Source organism: Achromobacter sp. UMC71, from assembly GCF_014170305.1.
GTDB lineage: Bacteria > Pseudomonadota > Gammaproteobacteria > Burkholderiales > Burkholderiaceae_B > Achromobacter.
Genome location: NZ_LZZT01000010.1, coordinates 353,295 through 368,963 on the forward strand (window position 1 = coordinate 353,295; position 15,669 = coordinate 368,963).

Here is a 15,669-nt window from a genome sequence, read left to right on the forward strand (position 1 = left end):
AAGAGCATGGCGGCAGGCACGAGGAGATCTTATGCATACCAGCAGTAAGGGACTGGGTCAGCACCTGGTCTGGCTGGCGGTTGCGGTATTGGGCGCGTTCGCGCTTGGCACCGTGGCGCTGGCCAGAGGGGAGACCATCAACGCGCTATGGGTGGTGATCGCCGCCGTCTGCGTCTATCTGATCGCATACCGCTACTACAGCCGCTTCATCGCGAACAAGGTCTTCATGCTGGACCCCACCCGCATGACGCCCGCCTGGAAGCACAACGACGGCCTGGACTACGTCCCGACCAACAAGCACGTGCTGTTCGGGCACCACTTCGCCGCCATCGCCGGCGCCGGTCCCCTGGTCGGCCCCGTGCTGGCCGCGCAGATGGGCTACCTGCCGGGCATGCTGTGGATCCTGGCCGGCGTGGTCTTCGCCGGCGCCGTGCAGGACTTCACCATCCTGTTCATCTCCACCCGCCGCGACGGCCGTTCGCTGGGCGACCTGGTCAAGTCCGAGCTGGGCAAGATCCCGGGCGTGATTGCGTTGTTCGGCGCCTTCATGATCATGGTGATCATCCTGGCCGTGCTGGCGCTGATCGTGGTCAAGGCGCTGACGCATTCGCCGTGGGGCACCTTCACGGTGGCCGCCACCATTCCCATCGCGCTCTTCATGGGTGTGTACCTGCGCTACATCCGTCCCGGCAAGATCGGCGAGGTCTCCATCATCGGCTTCGTCGGCCTGATGGCGGCCATCACGTTCGGCCAGGACGTGGCGGCGCATCCGGTCATCGGCCCCATGTTCGACTTTGACGGCAAGGGCCTGACCTGGATTCTTATCATCTACGGTTTCATCGCCTCGGTGCTGCCGGTGTGGCTGCTGCTGGCGCCGCGCGACTACCTGTCGACCTTCCTGAAGATCGGCACCATCGTCGGCCTGGCCATCGGCATCGTGGTGGTGGCGCCCGAGCTGAAAATGCCGGCGCTGACGCAGTTCGTGGACGGCTCGGGCCCGGTGTGGTCGGGCAACCTGTTCCCGTTCCTGTTCATCACCATCGCCTGCGGCGCGGTGTCGGGCTTCCATGCCCTGATCTCGTCGGGCACCACGCCCAAGTTGATCGAAAACGAAACCCAGGCCCGCTACATCGGTTACGGCGGCATGCTGATGGAATCGTTCGTGGCCATCATGGCCTTGGTGGCCGCTTGCGTGATCGAGCCGGGCATCTACTACGCCATGAACAGCCCGGCGGCCGTCATCGGCACCACGCCCGACCAGGTGGCCCAGGTGGTCTCCAGCTGGGGCTTCGTGGTGACGCCGGCCGACCTGATCCAGACGGCCAAGGACGTCGGCGAAAGCACCATCATCTCGCGCGCCGGCGGCGCGCCGACGCTGGCCGTGGGTATGGCCCACATCCTGCATCAGGTCATCGGCGGCCCGGGCATGATGGCGTTCTGGTATCACTTCGCCATTCTGTTCGAAGCGCTCTTCATCCTGACCGCCGTGGACGCCGGTACCCGCGCGGGCCGCTTCATGCTGCAAGACCTGCTGGGCACCTTCGCCCCGTCGCTCAAGCGCACCGAGTCCTTGCCCGCCAACCTGATCGCCACCGGCCTGTGCGTGGCGGCCTGGGGCTACTTCCTGTACCAGGGCGTGGTCGATCCGCTGGGCGGCATCAACACGCTGTGGCCGCTGTTCGGCATCGCCAACCAGATGCTGGCCGCCATCGCGCTGACGCTGGGCACCGTGGTGCTGTTCAAGATGAAGCGCGACCGCTACGCCTGGGTCACCGTGCTGCCCACGCTGTGGCTGCTGGCGTGCACCCTGACCGCCGGCTGGCAGAAGCTGTTCCACGCCGACCCCAAGGTCAGCTTCCTGGCGCACGCGGCCAAGTACAACGCCGCCATCGCCGAAGGCAAGGTCCTGGCCCCGGCCAAATCGCTGGCGGAAATGTCGCGCGTGGTCTTCAACGACTACATCAATGCCGGCCTGTGCGGCATCTTCATCTTCGTAGTGGTCAGCATCGTGGTATTCGGCATCCGTTCGGTGCTGCGCGCCCGCGAGGAAAACAAGCCGACCGCCCGCGAAACACCGTACGAAACCCTGCCGGCCGCCGCCGGCGCGGACTGATCCCGGGAGCCGCCGCATGCTGTTTTCCAACATGACAACGGCGGCCGGCGCCGCCGGCCGCTACCTGGGCCAGACCCTGAGGCTGATGGTCGGCGTGCCCGACTACGAAACCTACGTGGAACACATGCGGCGCACCCATCCGGACCAGGAGCCGATGACCTACGAGGCGTTCTTCCGCGAGCGGCAGGACGCCCGCTATGGCGGCAAGAAGCGGATCGGGTGCTGCTAAGGGGGTTGCCGGCTCAGCGCGCGTATTTCTTCGCGCCGGCCACGCACACCACCGCCGCCAGCGTCACCAGCAGCATCGCCCAGCTGACGTTTTCGTGCAGCAGCAGCGCCGCCAGCCCCAGCCCCATGAAGGGCTGGAACAGCTGCAGCTGGCCCACGGCGGCAATGCCGCCTTGCGCCAGCCCGCGGTACCAGAACACAAAGCCGATCAACATGCTGAACAGCGACACGTAGGCCAGCCCGATCCAGCCGGCCATGGTCACGTGCGCGAACGAGGGCGGCACGGTGAATAGCGCCAGCGGCAGCATCACCGGCAATGACAGCACCAGCGCCCAGCTGATCACCTGCCAGCCGCCCAGCGTGCGCGACAGCTTGGCGCCTTCCGCGTAGCCCATGCCGCAGACCACGATGGCCGCCAGCATCAGCAGGTCGCCCTTGAGCGACACCTCCAGCCCGCCCATCACCGCGTAGCCCGCCACGAAGGCCGCGCCGGCCACCGAGAACATCCAGAACGCCGGCCGGGGGCGCTCGCCGCCGCGCAGCACCGCGAACACCGCGGTGGACAGCGGCAACAGGCCCAGGAACACGATTGAATGCGCCGAGGTGACGTGCTGCAGCGCCAGCGCCGTCAGCAGCGGAAAGCCCAGCACCACGCCCACCGCCGTCAAGGCCAGCGCCGGCAGATCCGCGCGCCGCGGCCGCGGCTGGCGCAGCAACAGCAACAGGGCCCAGCCCAGCACGGCCGCGATGGTGGCGCGGGCGCAGGTCAGGAAGGTCGGGTCCAGTTCCGCCACCGCCACCCGCGTCGCGGGCAGCGATCCGGCGAAGATCGCCACGCCGATGAAACCATTGATCCAACCGCTTGTTGCCTTGTCCATGAAACGACTCCGGTGAATCCGTTACTTCAGCACCGCCGCCGCGATTTCCCCAGAGACAGTCCAGTACAATTCAAAATAACTGTTATGCAATACAGTCCAGTACAAATGGAGGCCCCATGGCACGAGGCGGAACGCGGATCGACACGGTGATGGCGCAGGTGCAGGCAAAGATCGCCTCGCGCGCCTGGCTGCCCGGCGCACGCCTGCCGTCGGTGCGGGCGCAGGCTGGCGCCATGGGGCTGTCGGTGTCGACGGTGGTGGAGGCCTACGAGCGCCTGGCCGCCGAAGGCGCCATTACCTCGCGGCCAGGCTCGGGCTTCTATGTCGCCGGCCCGGTGGCGCCGCTGGCGCTGGCGGAAATCGGCCCCAAGTTCGACCGCGAGGTCGACCCCTTGTGGGTGTCGCGCCAGTCGCTGGACACCGCGCCCGCCGCCCTTAAGCCCGGCTGCGGCTGGCTGCCCAGTTCCTGGATGTACGAGTCCGGCATCCGCCGCGCCTTGCGTACCCTGGCCAGGGCCGACAGCGTAGCGCTCACTGAATACGCCACGCCCTTGGGACACCCCGGCTTGCGCCAGGTCCTGTCGCGGCGCATGGCGGTCAGCGGCATCGAGGTCGCGCCCGAGCAGATCATGCTGACCGAATCCGGCACCCAGTCCATCGACCTGGTCTGCCGCTTCCTGCTCGAACCCGGCGACACCGTGCTGGTCGACGACCCGTGCTATTTCAATTTTCATGCCTTGCTCAAGGCGCACCAGGCCCGCGTCGTCGCCGTGCCCTACACCCCGCACGGTCCGGACGTGGCCCTGTTCGAAGCCGCGGTGCGCGAACACGCGCCGCGCCTGTACATCACCAATTCGGGTATCCACAACCCGACCGGCGCGGCGCTGTCGCCGCTGGTGGCCCATCGTGTGCTGAAGGTCGCGGACGGCGCGGGCCTGGTGATCGTCGAAGACGACATCTTTGCCGACTTCGAGAACAGCCCGGCGCCGCGCCTGGCGGCGTTTGACGGGCTGTCCCGCGTGATCCAGATCGGCAGTTTCTCCAAGACCGTGTCCGCCTCGCTGCGCTGCGGCTACATCGCCACCACGCCCGACTGGATCGAAGGACTGGCCGACCTGAAGATCGCCACCACCTTCGGCGGCGGCCGCCTGGCGGCGGACGTCGTGCACCGCACGCTGACCGACAGTGGCTACCGCAAACACATGGAATGGGTCCGGCAGCGCCTGGCCGAGGAAATGGAGATCGTGGCGCGGCGCCTGCACACGCTGGGCATCGAACCGTGGAACTATCCGAAGGCCGGCATGTTCCTGTGGAGCCGCCTGCCGCCAGGCATCGACGCGCCTGCGGTCGCGCGGGCCTGCCTGCGTGACGGCGTCGTGCTGGCGCCGGGCAATTCCTTCAGCCGTTCGCCGGACGCCGGCGGCTTCGTGCGCTTCAATGTCGCGCAGTCCAACGACGACCACGTATTTGGCAGCCTGGCGCGCGCATTGGATGCCAGCCGAGGGTAGGGAGCGCGGCGCCGTGGCGGGCGCTGCAACCGCTTGCCGGTCGCGCTGGCGCTACGCGGCCCGCGTGCGCTTTTCCGACAGCAGCACCAACGGAATCGCGCAGGCCGCGCACAGCGCCATCACCAGGAAGCCCCCCGGCGCATAGCTGCGGTACAGCGCGCCGCCCAGCTGGATGCTGCCGAACATGAACACCCCGCCCGACAGCAGCGCATACAGCGCGATGGCCGACGTCTTGCAGGCCGCCGGCACCCGTCTGGCGATGTACCACATGATGGCCGCGTTGTTGCCTGCCAGCGTGAAGCACTGCAACAGCTGCAGCGCGCCGATCCACGCCGGATCCGTCGTTGCCGACAGCCCCGCCCAGCGGATCGCCGTCATGGCCGCCGACGCCAGGATCAGCCACTGCGCGCCGACCCGAGCCAGCACCTTGGGCGCCAGGAAGAAGAACAGCACCTCGCTGGTCACGCCCACCGCCCACAGCATCGAGATCAGCGCCGTCGACAGTCCACGATCGGTCCAGTAGAGCGTCGAATATGAATACAGAAAGCCGTTGCTGGCCTGCACCAGCGATGCCGCGCCGATGCACAGCAGCAGCGGCCGGTCGCGCAGGATCTCGCGCATCGGCAGACGCACGCGCTCGACCGGCGCGTCATCCGCGCTGGGGCGGGCCGCCTGCGGCAACAGCCGCACGCAGGCAATGCAGGCGATGATCAGCAGGATCGACAGCCACATTACCCAATCCGCGTTGAACGTCTTGATCAGATAGCCGCCGGCCACCGTCACGATGGCAAAGCCCAGCGACCCGCAGGCGCGGATGATGGTGTACGAATTGCCCTGGCCGCGGCCGCTGGCGATCGCCATGCGGTCCAGCAGCGGCAGCACCGCCGGAAACACGGCGTTCAGCAGCAGGGTGATGGCAAAGAGCCACGCGGGCGCCTGGCTGAACGGATAGCAGATGAACAGCAGTAGCGAGGCGCCCAGCGCGGCGGCGATCAGGCCATGGGCGCGGCCGGATTGGTCGGCCACGTGCGCCACCACCGGCGTGGACAGGATCTTCGGCAGGAACGACGTCGCCACGATCAGCCCGATCAGCGCCGGGTCCAGCCCGCGGTTGGCGAACCACAAGGGAAGAAAGGGAATGCTGACGCCCTGCAAGCCGTAGTACAGGAAGTAGAACCCATGCAGGGCGATAGCGCCTTGCCGGGCGTCGGGGTTGCCGCGCATAGCGATGTGGGGGGTGAGGCCGGAATGAAGCGCCGTAGCATACTCCTTCCGGCGCGGGCGCTACCAGGGCAGGGGGATGGCCTCGCCGTTGGCGTGCTCGCCGAAATAGATCGACGGCAGGAACCGCGACAGGAACGTGAACTCCGTATAGCAGTGCCGCAGCAGGTTCAGCCCCAGCGCGTCCGGCACGTCCTGTTCGGGTTGCGCGCTGGACAGGCCCAGGTAGAAGCGGCTGCGCAGCACGCAGCCGAACGGCGTATCGCGGGCCAGGTGGATCATCTGGCCGTCCAGCGGATCGCCGTTGGCGTCCAGCTTGATGTGGCCGCCAAAACCGATGCGTGCATAGACCGCCGCCGACATATCGCCGTTTGCCGTGGCCGCCTGCAGGCGCGCGGCGTCCAGGCAGTCTTCAGGCGCATGGAACTTCAGCTTGGCCGCCACCGGCGGCAGGTCCGCCAGCGATTCCACCGCATGGATCGACGCGCCGATGTAGTTTTCGCCGCGGCGCCATTGCTCGTCCCAGCCGAGGTGTTCGACGTGGTCCTGCGGATGCCACCATTTGATGTGCTGCGTCGTCTGGAAGAACTTGAACCACCAGTCCAGCATGCGGCCCTTGCAGCCGTGCAGGTCGGTGCGCGCCGCCACGATCAGGCCGCCGCCGGGCAGCCGGGTGATGCCGGTTTCCAGGCGCAGCGGGGCGGGGTCGAGCAGGGTGTCCAGGTCGGCGGCGATGTGGGCCGCGTCGGGGTGTGGGGTGGTCATGGCAGGGTTTCCAGGAGTTGGGAACCTGATTCTATAATAAAGAAACGTTTTGCGTTTCCAAAATAACGGAGCGTGTAAGATCACGCTTCATCAACGGCACTCGCGGCAGCGCCGTTCATCGCCGGGACATCCGGCTTTGCTGCTCATCAGGACGATCTACCGCCCATGGCGACCCTGGCTTTACCCCCTGCGCCGCGCTCGCGCGGCCGTCCCGCCCGGCCCGATGCCGAGCTGCACGCGGCCGCCTTGCAGGCCGCTACCTGGCTGCTGCTGAACGAAGGCTACGCCGCCGCCACGCTGGAAGCGGTGGCCAAGCGTGCCGGCATGGCCAAGAAAACCGTCTACCGTTTCGCCGCCAACCGCGAAGACCTGGTCGCGCAGGTGGTGCGCGGCTGGACGGACACCTTCGAGCCCGTCATGGCGCAAGACGTCGCCACGGCTGCCGACGTGCTGCCTGCCTTGGCGCGCGTGCTGCAGACCATCGCCGACCGCGCGCTGTCCGCTGACGCTGTCGGCATGTTCCGACTGCTGACCGCCGATTTTCCGGCGCGCGAAGCGTTGTTGGGCGTCTATCAGCGCAACGGCATCGAGCGCGGCACGGCCATGTTGGGCGCCTGGTTCGAGAAGCTTGCCGCGCGCGGCCTGATCCGCATCCAGCAGCCGCGCGACACCGCCGGCTTGCTGCTGGCCATGGTCATCGCCGAGCCGTTGCGGCAGATGGCGCTGGGTCTGACGCCGCCACTGCCAGAAGGCTCGGTCGCGCAGCGCATCCAGGCTTGCGTGACATTGTTCGCGGGCGAGGGCAGGGTGTTCGAGGTGAAGAAGCGTTAGGCTCGCCGGTGTCGTCGCCCGCCGCAAGGGGGCCGCGGCGGTCCGGAAAAACTAGTACGGCCGTCATGTTGAAACCGACTTGCATTCAGCTTGGCGCCAGCATGGCGCGCCGATTTGGCAAAGCGGGCATACGGAACTACCCTGGGATGGCGCGGTGCCATCGATCGGCGCCGCGTGCGAGGTTTCCGAATCATTTCCAGGAGCTGCGATTCATGGCCAAGAAACTGAATGAGAAGACCACCAAGGCGGCGAAAACGCTGCGCAAGCGCCCGCTGGCGACCCCTACCGATCTGGCTGCCGCCGCCACCCGCGATATCTCCGCGGTGCTGAACCAGGTGCTGGCCGACGTATTCGCGCTGTACCTGAAGACCAAGAACTTCCATTGGCACGTCAGCGGACCACACTTCCGCGACTACCACCTATTGCTGGACGAGCAGGGCGACCAGCTCTTCGCCATGACCGACCCCATCGCCGAACGCATCCGCAAGATCGGCGGCACCACGCTGCGGTCTATCGGCCACATCTCGCGCACGCAGCGCATTGCCGACAACGACGCCGATTACGTCCAGCCGCTGGACATGCTGGCCGAATTGCGCGAAGACAACAAAACCCTGGCCGCGTCGCTGCGCGAAGCGCACAACGTCACCGACGAACACCGCGATATCGCGAGTTCCAGCCTGATCGAGAACTGGATCGACGAGACCGAGCGCCGCACCTGGTTCCTGTTTGAAGCCAGCCGCGAAGGCGACACGACGGGCCATTGATCCGCGCGGGTTCCGGGCTCTGATCCTGGCGCCCGGATGTGCCGATTGCCAGGCGGAAAATGCCCGGTAATGACGGGGCGCGGCGGCGTCCGGCGCATCATGACAGGCGGGGGGAATAGGCATATAGTCTTTCCCGTTTTCGGCCTCGATGAATGCGGCATGGGCACGCCCCTTGCCGGTCCCCCCATGAAAATCCCTCTGTTGATTCTCTGCCCCGTCGTGCGCGCCAATCTGGACGCGCTGATGCAGCGTTACGACGTCACGTATGCCCCCACCGCGCAGGAGCGCAAGGCCGCCATCGCCACGCAGGGCGCGCGGTTTCAGGCGGTGCTGACCATCGGCACCATCGGCCTGAGCGCCGATGAAATCGCGGCCATGCCGGCGCTTGCCCTGATTTCGTGCATGGGCGTCGGCCACGAGAGCGTGGACGTCGATGCGGCCAAGGCGCGCGGCATCATCGTCACCAATGGCCGCGGCGCCAACGATGAATGCGTGGCCGACCACGCGATGGGGCTGGTCATCGCCAGCATCCGCAATTTCCGCAAGCTGGACCAGTTGTGCCGGGACGGCGTGTGGCGCACCGCCATTACGCCGCCGCGCAACGTCTCGGGCAAGCGGTTGGGCATCCTGGGCATGGGCGCCATCGGGGAAAAGATCGCCACGCGCGCCGCCGGCTTTCACATGCCGGTGGCCTACCACAACCGCAACGCCAAGCCGGGTTCGCCGTATCAGTACTTCGACAGCGTGCTGGGGTTGGCGGCGTGGTGCGACGTTCTCGTCTGTGCCGCGCCGGGCGGCGCGTCCACGCACCACATGATCAACACGGAAGTGTTGCAGGCCTTGGGCGCCGACGGCTATCTGGTCAATGTTGGCCGCGGCAGCATCGTCGACACCCAGGCGCTGGCCGTCGCATTGGCCGCGGGCACCATCGCCGGCGCGGGCATCGACGTCTACGAAAGCGAGCCCCAGCCGCCGGCCGAACTGATCGGGCTGGACAACGTGATCCTGACGCCGCACCTGGCCGGCTGGTCGCCGGAATCCATCCACGCGCAGTTCACCAATTTCGTCGAGAACATCGACGGGCATTTTTCCGGACGCGGCGTGGTCACGCCGGTATGACCCTGCACGAACGTTTCCTGGGTTACCTTGCCGCGCGCGGGTGGACGGTACTGCACAGCGCGGCGGGTACCGGCCCGGCGATTGTGCCGGCAAACACCGACAATCATTCGGGGTTCCTGCCCTTGTACGCTCAACTGAGCAGTGCAGACGATACGTGCTGGTTTCTCAGCGCGGCCGACTACGCTGGCACCGCCGAAAACGCCTTCGCCTGGGATGCGTTTCGCACCATCAGCCTTGATGCCTTGTTCGAGCAGGTGCTGGCAGGCGGCAAGGCCACCGCGCTGTTTGGCTAGCGCCGCGCCGTCAGTTTTCCAAATTGACATATCGGTAAATCCCGATATCATGGCGGCATGGACTTGCTCGACATCTTCAAAGCCCTCTCGAACCGCACGCGTCTGGACATCCTGAAAGGGTTGAAGGACCCCGCCAGGAGCTTCCCGCCGCAGGACGAGGGCGACGTCAATACGGTCGGCGTCTGCGTCAGCAGCATCCAGGAGGGCGTCGGCCTGTCGCAGTCCACCGTGTCCGATTACCTTGCCACCCTGCAACGCGCCGGCCTGGTCGAAGTCAGGCGCATCGGGCAGTGGACTTACTACAAGCGCAATGAAGCCACCATCCGCGCGCTGGCCCAGCTCATCGGGAAAGAGTTGTAATTTTTTATCCCAAAATATCGGTAATTCCCGATATCCCTATTTATCGAAACGAGGAGTGATAATGAAAGCAGTCGTACTTAACGCATTTGGCGGGCCCGAGGCGTTCGAGCTGCGTGACGTGCCCAAGCCCGTGCCGCAGGCAGGGCAAGTGCTGGTCCGGGTTCATGCCACGTCCATCAACCCCCTGGACTACCAGGTCCGGCGTGGCGACTATCCCGACCTGGTGCCGCTGCCGGCCATCACCGGTCACGACGTCTCCGGCGTCGTCGAAGCCGTGGGGCCGGGCGTCACGGCCTTCGTTCCCGGAGACGAGGTCTGGTATACCCCGCAGATCTTCGACGGCCCGGGCAGCTATGCCGAATACCACGTCGCCGCCGAGCACATCGTCGGCAAGAAACCCGCCGCGCTGAGCCATCTGGAGGCCGCCAGCCTCACCCTGGTGGGCGGGACGGCGTGGGAAGCCCTGGTCGGACGCGCGGCGCTGAGAGTGGGCGAGCGCATTCTGGTGCACGGCGGCGCGGGCGGCGTCGGCCATGTCGCGATCCAGCTCGCCAAAGCCATCGGCGCGAAAGTCTTCACGACCGTGCGCGCAGCCAACGCCGAGTTCGTTCGCGACCTGGGCGCCGACGAGGTCATCGACTACGAGAACGAGGATTACGTCGACGCCATCGCGCGGCTGACGGGCGGCCAAGGCGTTGACGTGGTGTTCGACACCATCGGCGGCGATACCTTGTCACGCAGCCCCGATGTGCTGGCGCAGCTGGGCCGCGTCGTCTCGATCGTGGATATCGCCCAGCCGCAGAACCTGATCCAGGCCTGGGGCAAGAACGCGAGCTACCACTTCATTTTCACCCGACAGAACCGCGGCAAGCTCGACGAGTTAAGCGCATTGGTCACGCGCGGTCAGTTGCGGCCGCATGTCGGCGCGGTGTATTCACTTGCCGATATGGCGGCCGCCCATGCCCGGCTGGAAAGCCCCAACAACGGCTTGCGGGGAAAAATCGCGATTGCGGTCGGACCGCAGCCGAAGTGAGGGAGATTGCCAGGCCCGGCGTCGCATCACTGAACCCCGCGCCTGGCACGATGCTTCACGCCAGCGGCAGCCCGCTGTGGGCACGGGTGAGGTCGTCGTGCAGGGTCTGCACCGCCGCCGCGTGCGGATGCACGTTCAGCTTGCTGCCCACCGTTTCCAGGTACTGGCAGGCGGCATGGCCCGCAGCCGCCTTCTCGTAGCGCGCTACCCAGGCGTTGCGCGCGGGTTGCTTGTCGAACGGCACCGGCCAGACGTTCGGACGCGGCAGGTGCTCGTCGATGTCCACCCGCCAGGGCTTGGCGCTGACGCGCGCCCGAAAGCAGTTCTGGTTGCGGCACATGCGCGCGTATATCTTGTCCGCGTCCAGCGTCTCGAATGCCTCGGTCACGGCGGCATCCGACGGCGTGTAGACATCGTGCATGGCCAGGACGCGCATACCCGCGGGCGTGCGGTACAGGCGCAGGTGCCAGTCGGGGTGCAGTTGGATGAGGCGGTCCACACGCTCGCGCACGCTAGCCAGCGGATCGCGCTTGTCCTCGGTAACACGTAGCCCCTCGGCGCGCGCGCGCCAGAAACCAAAGGCCGTCACCAGCATGAACGTGGCGACGCACGCCATCGCCGAGCCCGTCCCGTAGCCCACGGCCAGGGCGCCGATGAACGCCGCGCCGATCACCGTCAGTCCGCGCGCGCTGCCGCGTGTTTCTTCAAAATCGACATCGACAAACATCACGTCGGGCGTATTCAGGCAACGCGCGCCGTAGCCGTTGCGGGTGATGATGCTGTCACCGTCGCGGTCGAGGATTTCCTCGCGGATCGGCATGCCTTCGGCGCCGTTGTATGCCAGCTTGCGCTCGCGGCGGTTCAGCGTTTCGCCGCTGACAATGCGGTCAAAGGCCGCGCGGGTGCGCGCGTCGGCATGCGCCTGCGCCGCCGCCTGGCTGTCGTCGGACCAGCCATAGCGGCGCACGGTGTACTGCTTGCCCGCCACGCGCTCCTGGATGCGGCCTTCGGCCCAGTACTGGGGAACGATCACGGTTTCATGCCCCCTTGCCAAGAAATACCCACGCCAGCACCGCAAGCAGCAGGATGATGAAGAAAGGCAGCCATTTGAAGCCGCCGCTCGACACGCGGCCGGGTTCGAGCATGGGATTGGCCGACGCGTTGGACGGCTGATGCTCGATATCCGCCGCGGCGGGATTGAGCTGCGCATCCACCAGCCTTTTGGCTTCGGCCAGCCCCAGGCCCGTGGCGTCACGTGTGATCTTCACGGCCTCGACCTTCTTGCCGCGGGCAAGGGCGGCCAGCGCGGCCGGCGGCACCACGGCGGGCCGGCTGCCTTGCGCGTCGCCAGCCTCGGCCTGGCCGTAGGTCCAGCCGGCGTCCTGCGCCTGCGCGCCCGCTACGCTATTGGCGTAGCGCTCGACGGCTTCCTTGGACGACTTGAGGTCCATGCCGCTGCGGTCGCGCGTGATCTTGATGGCTTCGATGAAGTTGCCGCGCGCCAACGCAGCGATGGCTTCGGGGGGAAGCTGGGTCATGAAGTCTCCTGGGGTGCCGTCATTTGTCGACCGACGGCATATCGCAGGTCGTCTCGGAAGACGAGCAGATGCCGCGGAACCACGCTCGTCCCTGTGTGCGGTCCTTGGGCGCGAGCGGCTCGAACTTGTCGCTGTTGCGCATTTCGTAATCCAGCAGCAGCCAGTCGCCATCGCAGGCCACGATGCCTCGCAAGGCGGCTCTTTCGGTCAGCCAGTCGCTGCCCAGGTCCAGTATCCGCTCGCTGCCGGCATCCGGCCGGGCGTAGCCCCGCGCCGACTGAATACCGATCCGTGCATCCGAAGCTTCGACCCAGCCCGCGCCTTGATACACGGGCCGCGGCCGGGGCTGGTCGTTGCCCGTCTTGTCGTCGCTGGCGTTCTTGATCTTGAGCCACCCATCGCGCGCCTCGGTCACGTCGAAGGTGACGCTGTAGTAGTCGATGGTGGGATCAGGGGCGTCGCCGCGGGTGGTCGGCAGGGTGCCTAGCACTTTGGATTCCGCAGAGGCCGCGGCGCGCACTTGAATCACGGGTTTTTGATCGTTGGTCCAAGCCGAGAAGTTGCAGGTCGTGGGGTCGGGCGGGGTCCAGGGCGCAGTCTTGGGGGCGGACTGCGCGCCTAGAGCGGGGCAAAGGGTGAGGGCGGCAAGTGCCAGGGCAATCTGTCGAATAGTCATGGGGGTGAGCATATCGTCGATCGGGGCCGGAGAATAATGGTGCCAGATTACAGCTTTCGGCACCGAAGTTGTAGTTTGATTATGTTTTTTCTGCCGCAGGCATGAGCGCGAGTCACGGTGGCGCGAATATCCGGCGCAAGCCTGTCTTCGGCTGCGGGTATATGGCTCGCCCCTGTGCAAGCGCGGCCTTTGGGCCACGCAAGGCCCAACTTCGCCGCAACCGCACTGTCAAGAATTGTCAAAGAAAATACAGCAATCATTTCAGGCGATATGCTGTTGCTGACTCGCAGTCGCCGTGTTCTCGCCAGAAACCAGAGCGCCACGAGTATTGAATAGCGTAGCTTCTTTACCCTATTGACTATCAGCGCGGAGGTGAGGTTTTGCACGAGCAAAGCAGGCATGGACCGCAGATTCGGCGATTCGCGCGTCGAGCAATGCTGGGATTGGCCATCGCCTGGTTGCTGCTGGTGGCCGGCCTGGGCGGGTGGATATCGCAAAGAATGGTGACTGCGCAGCTGGAGAGGTTGGCGGCCAACCTGGAATACGAGGCCAAAACCACCGCACGCATCATGGGCCGTCTGTTTACCGAGATGGTCAGCGTGGCCAATATGGTGGCGCGCCAGGCCTTGGTTATCGAGCTTGCCCGCCGGTATCGTGTCGATCCGCCCGGCACTGCCGAATTGACGCGTCAGGAGCGCGCCGCACAATTTACCCGCGACCCGTTGGTGCGCAAAGTCGGTGAATTCATGAACGCGCTGGCGGGTGATCTGCACTACGCCCGCATTTATATGAATAACCTGTCGGACGACACCGTCACGGCCAGCAACTGGGCGGAGCCCGGCAGTATCGTGGGCATGATCTATTCCGGCCGGCCTTACCTCATCGACGCTTTGCGTACCGGCAACGGTTATTCATTTGGTATCGCCCGCTTGAATAAAACGCCATCTTATTTCGTGGCCAGTCGTATCGAGGACGCAAACGACACCCCCTTGGGCTCGGTTACGGTGAAGTTTGACGCGCCGGAGGTTGCGATGTATCTGACCGGGCGCCATATTGCGCTGATCGTCAATCGCCAGGGGCGCGTGATCACGGCGTCGGACGAGCGATTCATGCTGCGCAACGTCGCCACGCTTTTGCCGCCGGGCACGGTACTGCCGTCCGACGGAGAGGAAGCGTTGGGCGAGCCCATGGAGGTGCGCGCGGCAGGCAGCGCAGAATTCGCCGACCAGTGGTTGATTGACGGCAGCCCCTATCTGCTGCGCCGCCAGCCCTTGGCGGGCACGCAATACCAGCTGCTCACCCTGGCGACCTTGGAGCGCCTGGCGCCCACGCGCAGGCAGCACTTGTTGTTGGCGGGGTTGGTCGCGACGGTCGGTCTGGTCCTGATTCTGCTATGTGGCCACGCGGTCATGCAGATGGTGATGCGGCGGCAAGACGACCGGCATGCCGCCAACTATGACGCCCTGACCAGCCTGCCGAATCGACGAGCGGTCTTGACCGAATTGGATCGCATGTTCGCGCTGGCCAGACGGACGCGCCAATGGGTGGTGGTGGCGTTCATTGATCTGGATGGGTTCAAGCCGATCAACGATACTTTCGGGCATGAGGTGGGCGACCAATTCCTGGTCGAAGTGGGCCGGCGGATGTCGGCGGGTCTGCGCGTGGGCGAGATGCTGGGCCGTTGGGGCGGCGACGAGTTCGTCGTGATTGGCATGGCCGCGCCGCCCCGGCTGGATGCTCCGCAAGGGGTCGTCGACGCGATGCGCGGCCGGCTGGCGCCGCTATTGACAGGCCCGTATGCGTTTGCGGAATGTGGCTTTCATTATCCCGGCGCAAGCCTGGGCATTGTCAGCGTCGACCCGTCCGTCTGCTCGCTGCAGGCCGCGCTCAAGGAAGCCGACCGGCTGATGTATGCCGACAAGCAGGCGCGGCGGGCGGGGGAAATGCGCTTCGCCAACCCGTGACGAGCTTCGAGCTTGGGGCATTGTGGTGGCCGACACCGAACAACGTAAAATGTCGAACTTCCTGCCTCTACGTGCTTGCCTTATGAATCTTGAACGACTGCGTCGCGAGTTTCCCGACTACGACATAACAACCCTGCCGACCCTGCCCGAAGGTTACTCCGACACGTCGAGTTACATCGACGCAGCCCCTTCGTTCGAAAACGCGGAGCGCGGCTTGAAAGTGTATGTCGACTACGCCGACTATGCCGACCGCGAATCCGGCCGGAGCCAGCGTTTCTGTGTTTCGCGCTACGACGAGGAAGAAGGCGACTACGAGGACGTCGCCCTGTCGACGAACGACTGGGACGAAGTCGTGCGCTTCCTGACCGCCTGAACGGC

At 65.8% G+C, this 15,669-nt stretch carries 17 protein-coding genes; 11 read left to right on the top strand and 6 right to left on the bottom strand.

Annotation, left to right across the window (positions count from 1 at the left end):
* Positions 1–31 precede the first annotated feature (31 nt).
* Both A9974_RS05145 and A9974_RS05150 read left to right on the top strand, forming a co-directional pair.
* On the top strand, positions 32–2,113 hold the full coding sequence (locus A9974_RS05145) for a carbon starvation CstA family protein (protein ID WP_183003059.1): 2,082 nt from the start codon (positions 32–34) through the stop codon (positions 2,111–2,113).
* Between the two features lie 16 nt (positions 2,114–2,129).
* Entirely contained in the window at positions 2,130–2,342 is a 213-nt protein-coding gene (locus tag A9974_RS05150) for a YbdD/YjiX family protein (protein WP_370539573.1), read from the top strand.
* Between the two features lie 13 nt (positions 2,343–2,355).
* Here A9974_RS05150 and A9974_RS05155 read toward each other — a convergent pair whose 3' ends face one another.
* Entirely contained in the window at positions 2,356–3,219 is an 864-nt protein-coding gene (locus A9974_RS05155) for a DMT family transporter (RefSeq protein WP_183003060.1), read from the bottom strand.
* 116 nt (positions 3,220–3,335) lie between these two features.
* On the opposite strand from A9974_RS05155, the gene A9974_RS05160 reads away from it, so the two are divergent.
* On the top strand, positions 3,336–4,727 hold the full coding sequence (locus A9974_RS05160) for a PLP-dependent aminotransferase family protein (RefSeq protein ID WP_183003061.1): 1,392 nt from the start codon (positions 3,336–3,338) through the stop codon (positions 4,725–4,727).
* Between the two features lie 51 nt (positions 4,728–4,778).
* Here A9974_RS05160 and A9974_RS05165 read toward each other — a convergent pair whose 3' ends face one another.
* Positions 4,779–5,951 carry an MFS transporter gene (locus tag A9974_RS05165; RefSeq protein ID WP_183003062.1) on the bottom strand — a complete coding sequence of 391 codons (1,173 nt, stop codon included), beginning with the start codon at positions 5,949–5,951 and terminating at the stop codon, positions 4,779–4,781.
* Positions 5,952–6,011: 60 nt separating this feature from the next.
* Entirely contained in the window at positions 6,012–6,713 is a 702-nt protein-coding gene (locus tag A9974_RS05170; RefSeq protein ID WP_183003063.1) for a DAPG hydrolase family protein, read from the bottom strand.
* Positions 6,714–6,878: 165 nt separating this feature from the next.
* On the opposite strand from A9974_RS05170, the gene A9974_RS05175 reads away from it, so the two are divergent.
* The 6 genes from A9974_RS05175 (at position 6,879) to A9974_RS05200 (ending at position 11,113) form a co-directional block, all read left to right on the top strand.
* Positions 6,879–7,544, top strand: a complete 666-nt coding sequence (locus tag A9974_RS05175) for a TetR/AcrR family transcriptional regulator (RefSeq protein WP_183003064.1) — start codon at positions 6,879–6,881, stop codon at positions 7,542–7,544.
* A gap of 212 nt (positions 7,545–7,756) precedes the next feature.
* Positions 7,757–8,308, top strand: a complete 552-nt coding sequence (locus A9974_RS05180) for a Dps family protein (RefSeq protein WP_183003065.1) — start codon at positions 7,757–7,759, stop codon at positions 8,306–8,308.
* A gap of 186 nt (positions 8,309–8,494) precedes the next feature.
* Positions 8,495–9,427 carry a 2-hydroxyacid dehydrogenase gene (locus A9974_RS05185; RefSeq protein ID WP_183003066.1) on the top strand — a complete coding sequence of 311 codons (933 nt, stop codon included), beginning with the start codon at positions 8,495–8,497 and terminating at the stop codon, positions 9,425–9,427.
* Positions 9,424–9,720, top strand: coding sequence for a hypothetical protein (locus A9974_RS05190; RefSeq protein WP_183003067.1), 297 nt, complete (start codon positions 9,424–9,426; stop codon positions 9,718–9,720). The genes A9974_RS05185 and A9974_RS05190 overlap by 4 nt, the downstream gene beginning before the upstream one ends.
* 57 nt (positions 9,721–9,777) lie before the next feature.
* Positions 9,778–10,080: a helix-turn-helix transcriptional regulator gene (locus A9974_RS05195; RefSeq protein ID WP_183003068.1), complete on the top strand. Its 303-nt coding sequence runs from the start codon at positions 9,778–9,780 to the stop codon at positions 10,078–10,080.
* Between the two features lie 61 nt (positions 10,081–10,141).
* Complete coding sequence (locus tag A9974_RS05200) at positions 10,142–11,113, top strand: zinc-dependent alcohol dehydrogenase family protein (RefSeq protein ID WP_183003069.1); 972 nt, start codon at positions 10,142–10,144, stop codon at positions 11,111–11,113.
* Between the two features lie 55 nt (positions 11,114–11,168).
* Here A9974_RS05200 and A9974_RS05205 read toward each other — a convergent pair whose 3' ends face one another.
* Genes A9974_RS05205 through A9974_RS05215 form a run of 3 tightly spaced genes read right to left on the bottom strand, consistent with a single transcriptional unit; the run spans position 11,169 to position 13,141 of the window.
* Positions 11,169–12,146: a hypothetical protein gene (locus tag A9974_RS05205; RefSeq protein WP_183003070.1), complete on the bottom strand. Its 978-nt coding sequence runs from the start codon at positions 12,144–12,146 to the stop codon at positions 11,169–11,171.
* A 4-nt stretch (positions 12,147–12,150) separates the two neighbouring features.
* A complete protein-coding gene (locus tag A9974_RS05210) occupies positions 12,151–12,651 on the bottom strand; it encodes a ribosomal protein L7/L12 (RefSeq protein ID WP_183003071.1) in 501 nt (166 codons plus the stop codon).
* 19 nt (positions 12,652–12,670) lie between these two features.
* The gene (locus tag A9974_RS05215) at positions 12,671–13,141 is read right to left on the bottom strand and encodes a hypothetical protein (protein ID WP_370539574.1); all 471 of its coding nucleotides are present in this window, start codon (positions 13,139–13,141) and stop codon (positions 12,671–12,673) included.
* Between the two features lie 620 nt (positions 13,142–13,761).
* Here A9974_RS05215 and A9974_RS05220 point away from each other — a divergent pair.
* Together A9974_RS05220 and A9974_RS05225 are read left to right on the top strand one after the other, a co-directional pair.
* On the top strand, positions 13,762–15,291 hold the full coding sequence (locus A9974_RS05220; RefSeq protein WP_183003073.1) for a sensor domain-containing diguanylate cyclase: 1,530 nt from the start codon (positions 13,762–13,764) through the stop codon (positions 15,289–15,291).
* 25 nt (positions 15,292–15,316) lie between these two features.
* On the top strand, positions 15,317–15,664 hold the full coding sequence (locus A9974_RS05225; RefSeq protein WP_370539575.1) for a hypothetical protein: 348 nt from the start codon (positions 15,317–15,319) through the stop codon (positions 15,662–15,664).
* Positions 15,665–15,669: the final 5 nt, after the last annotated feature.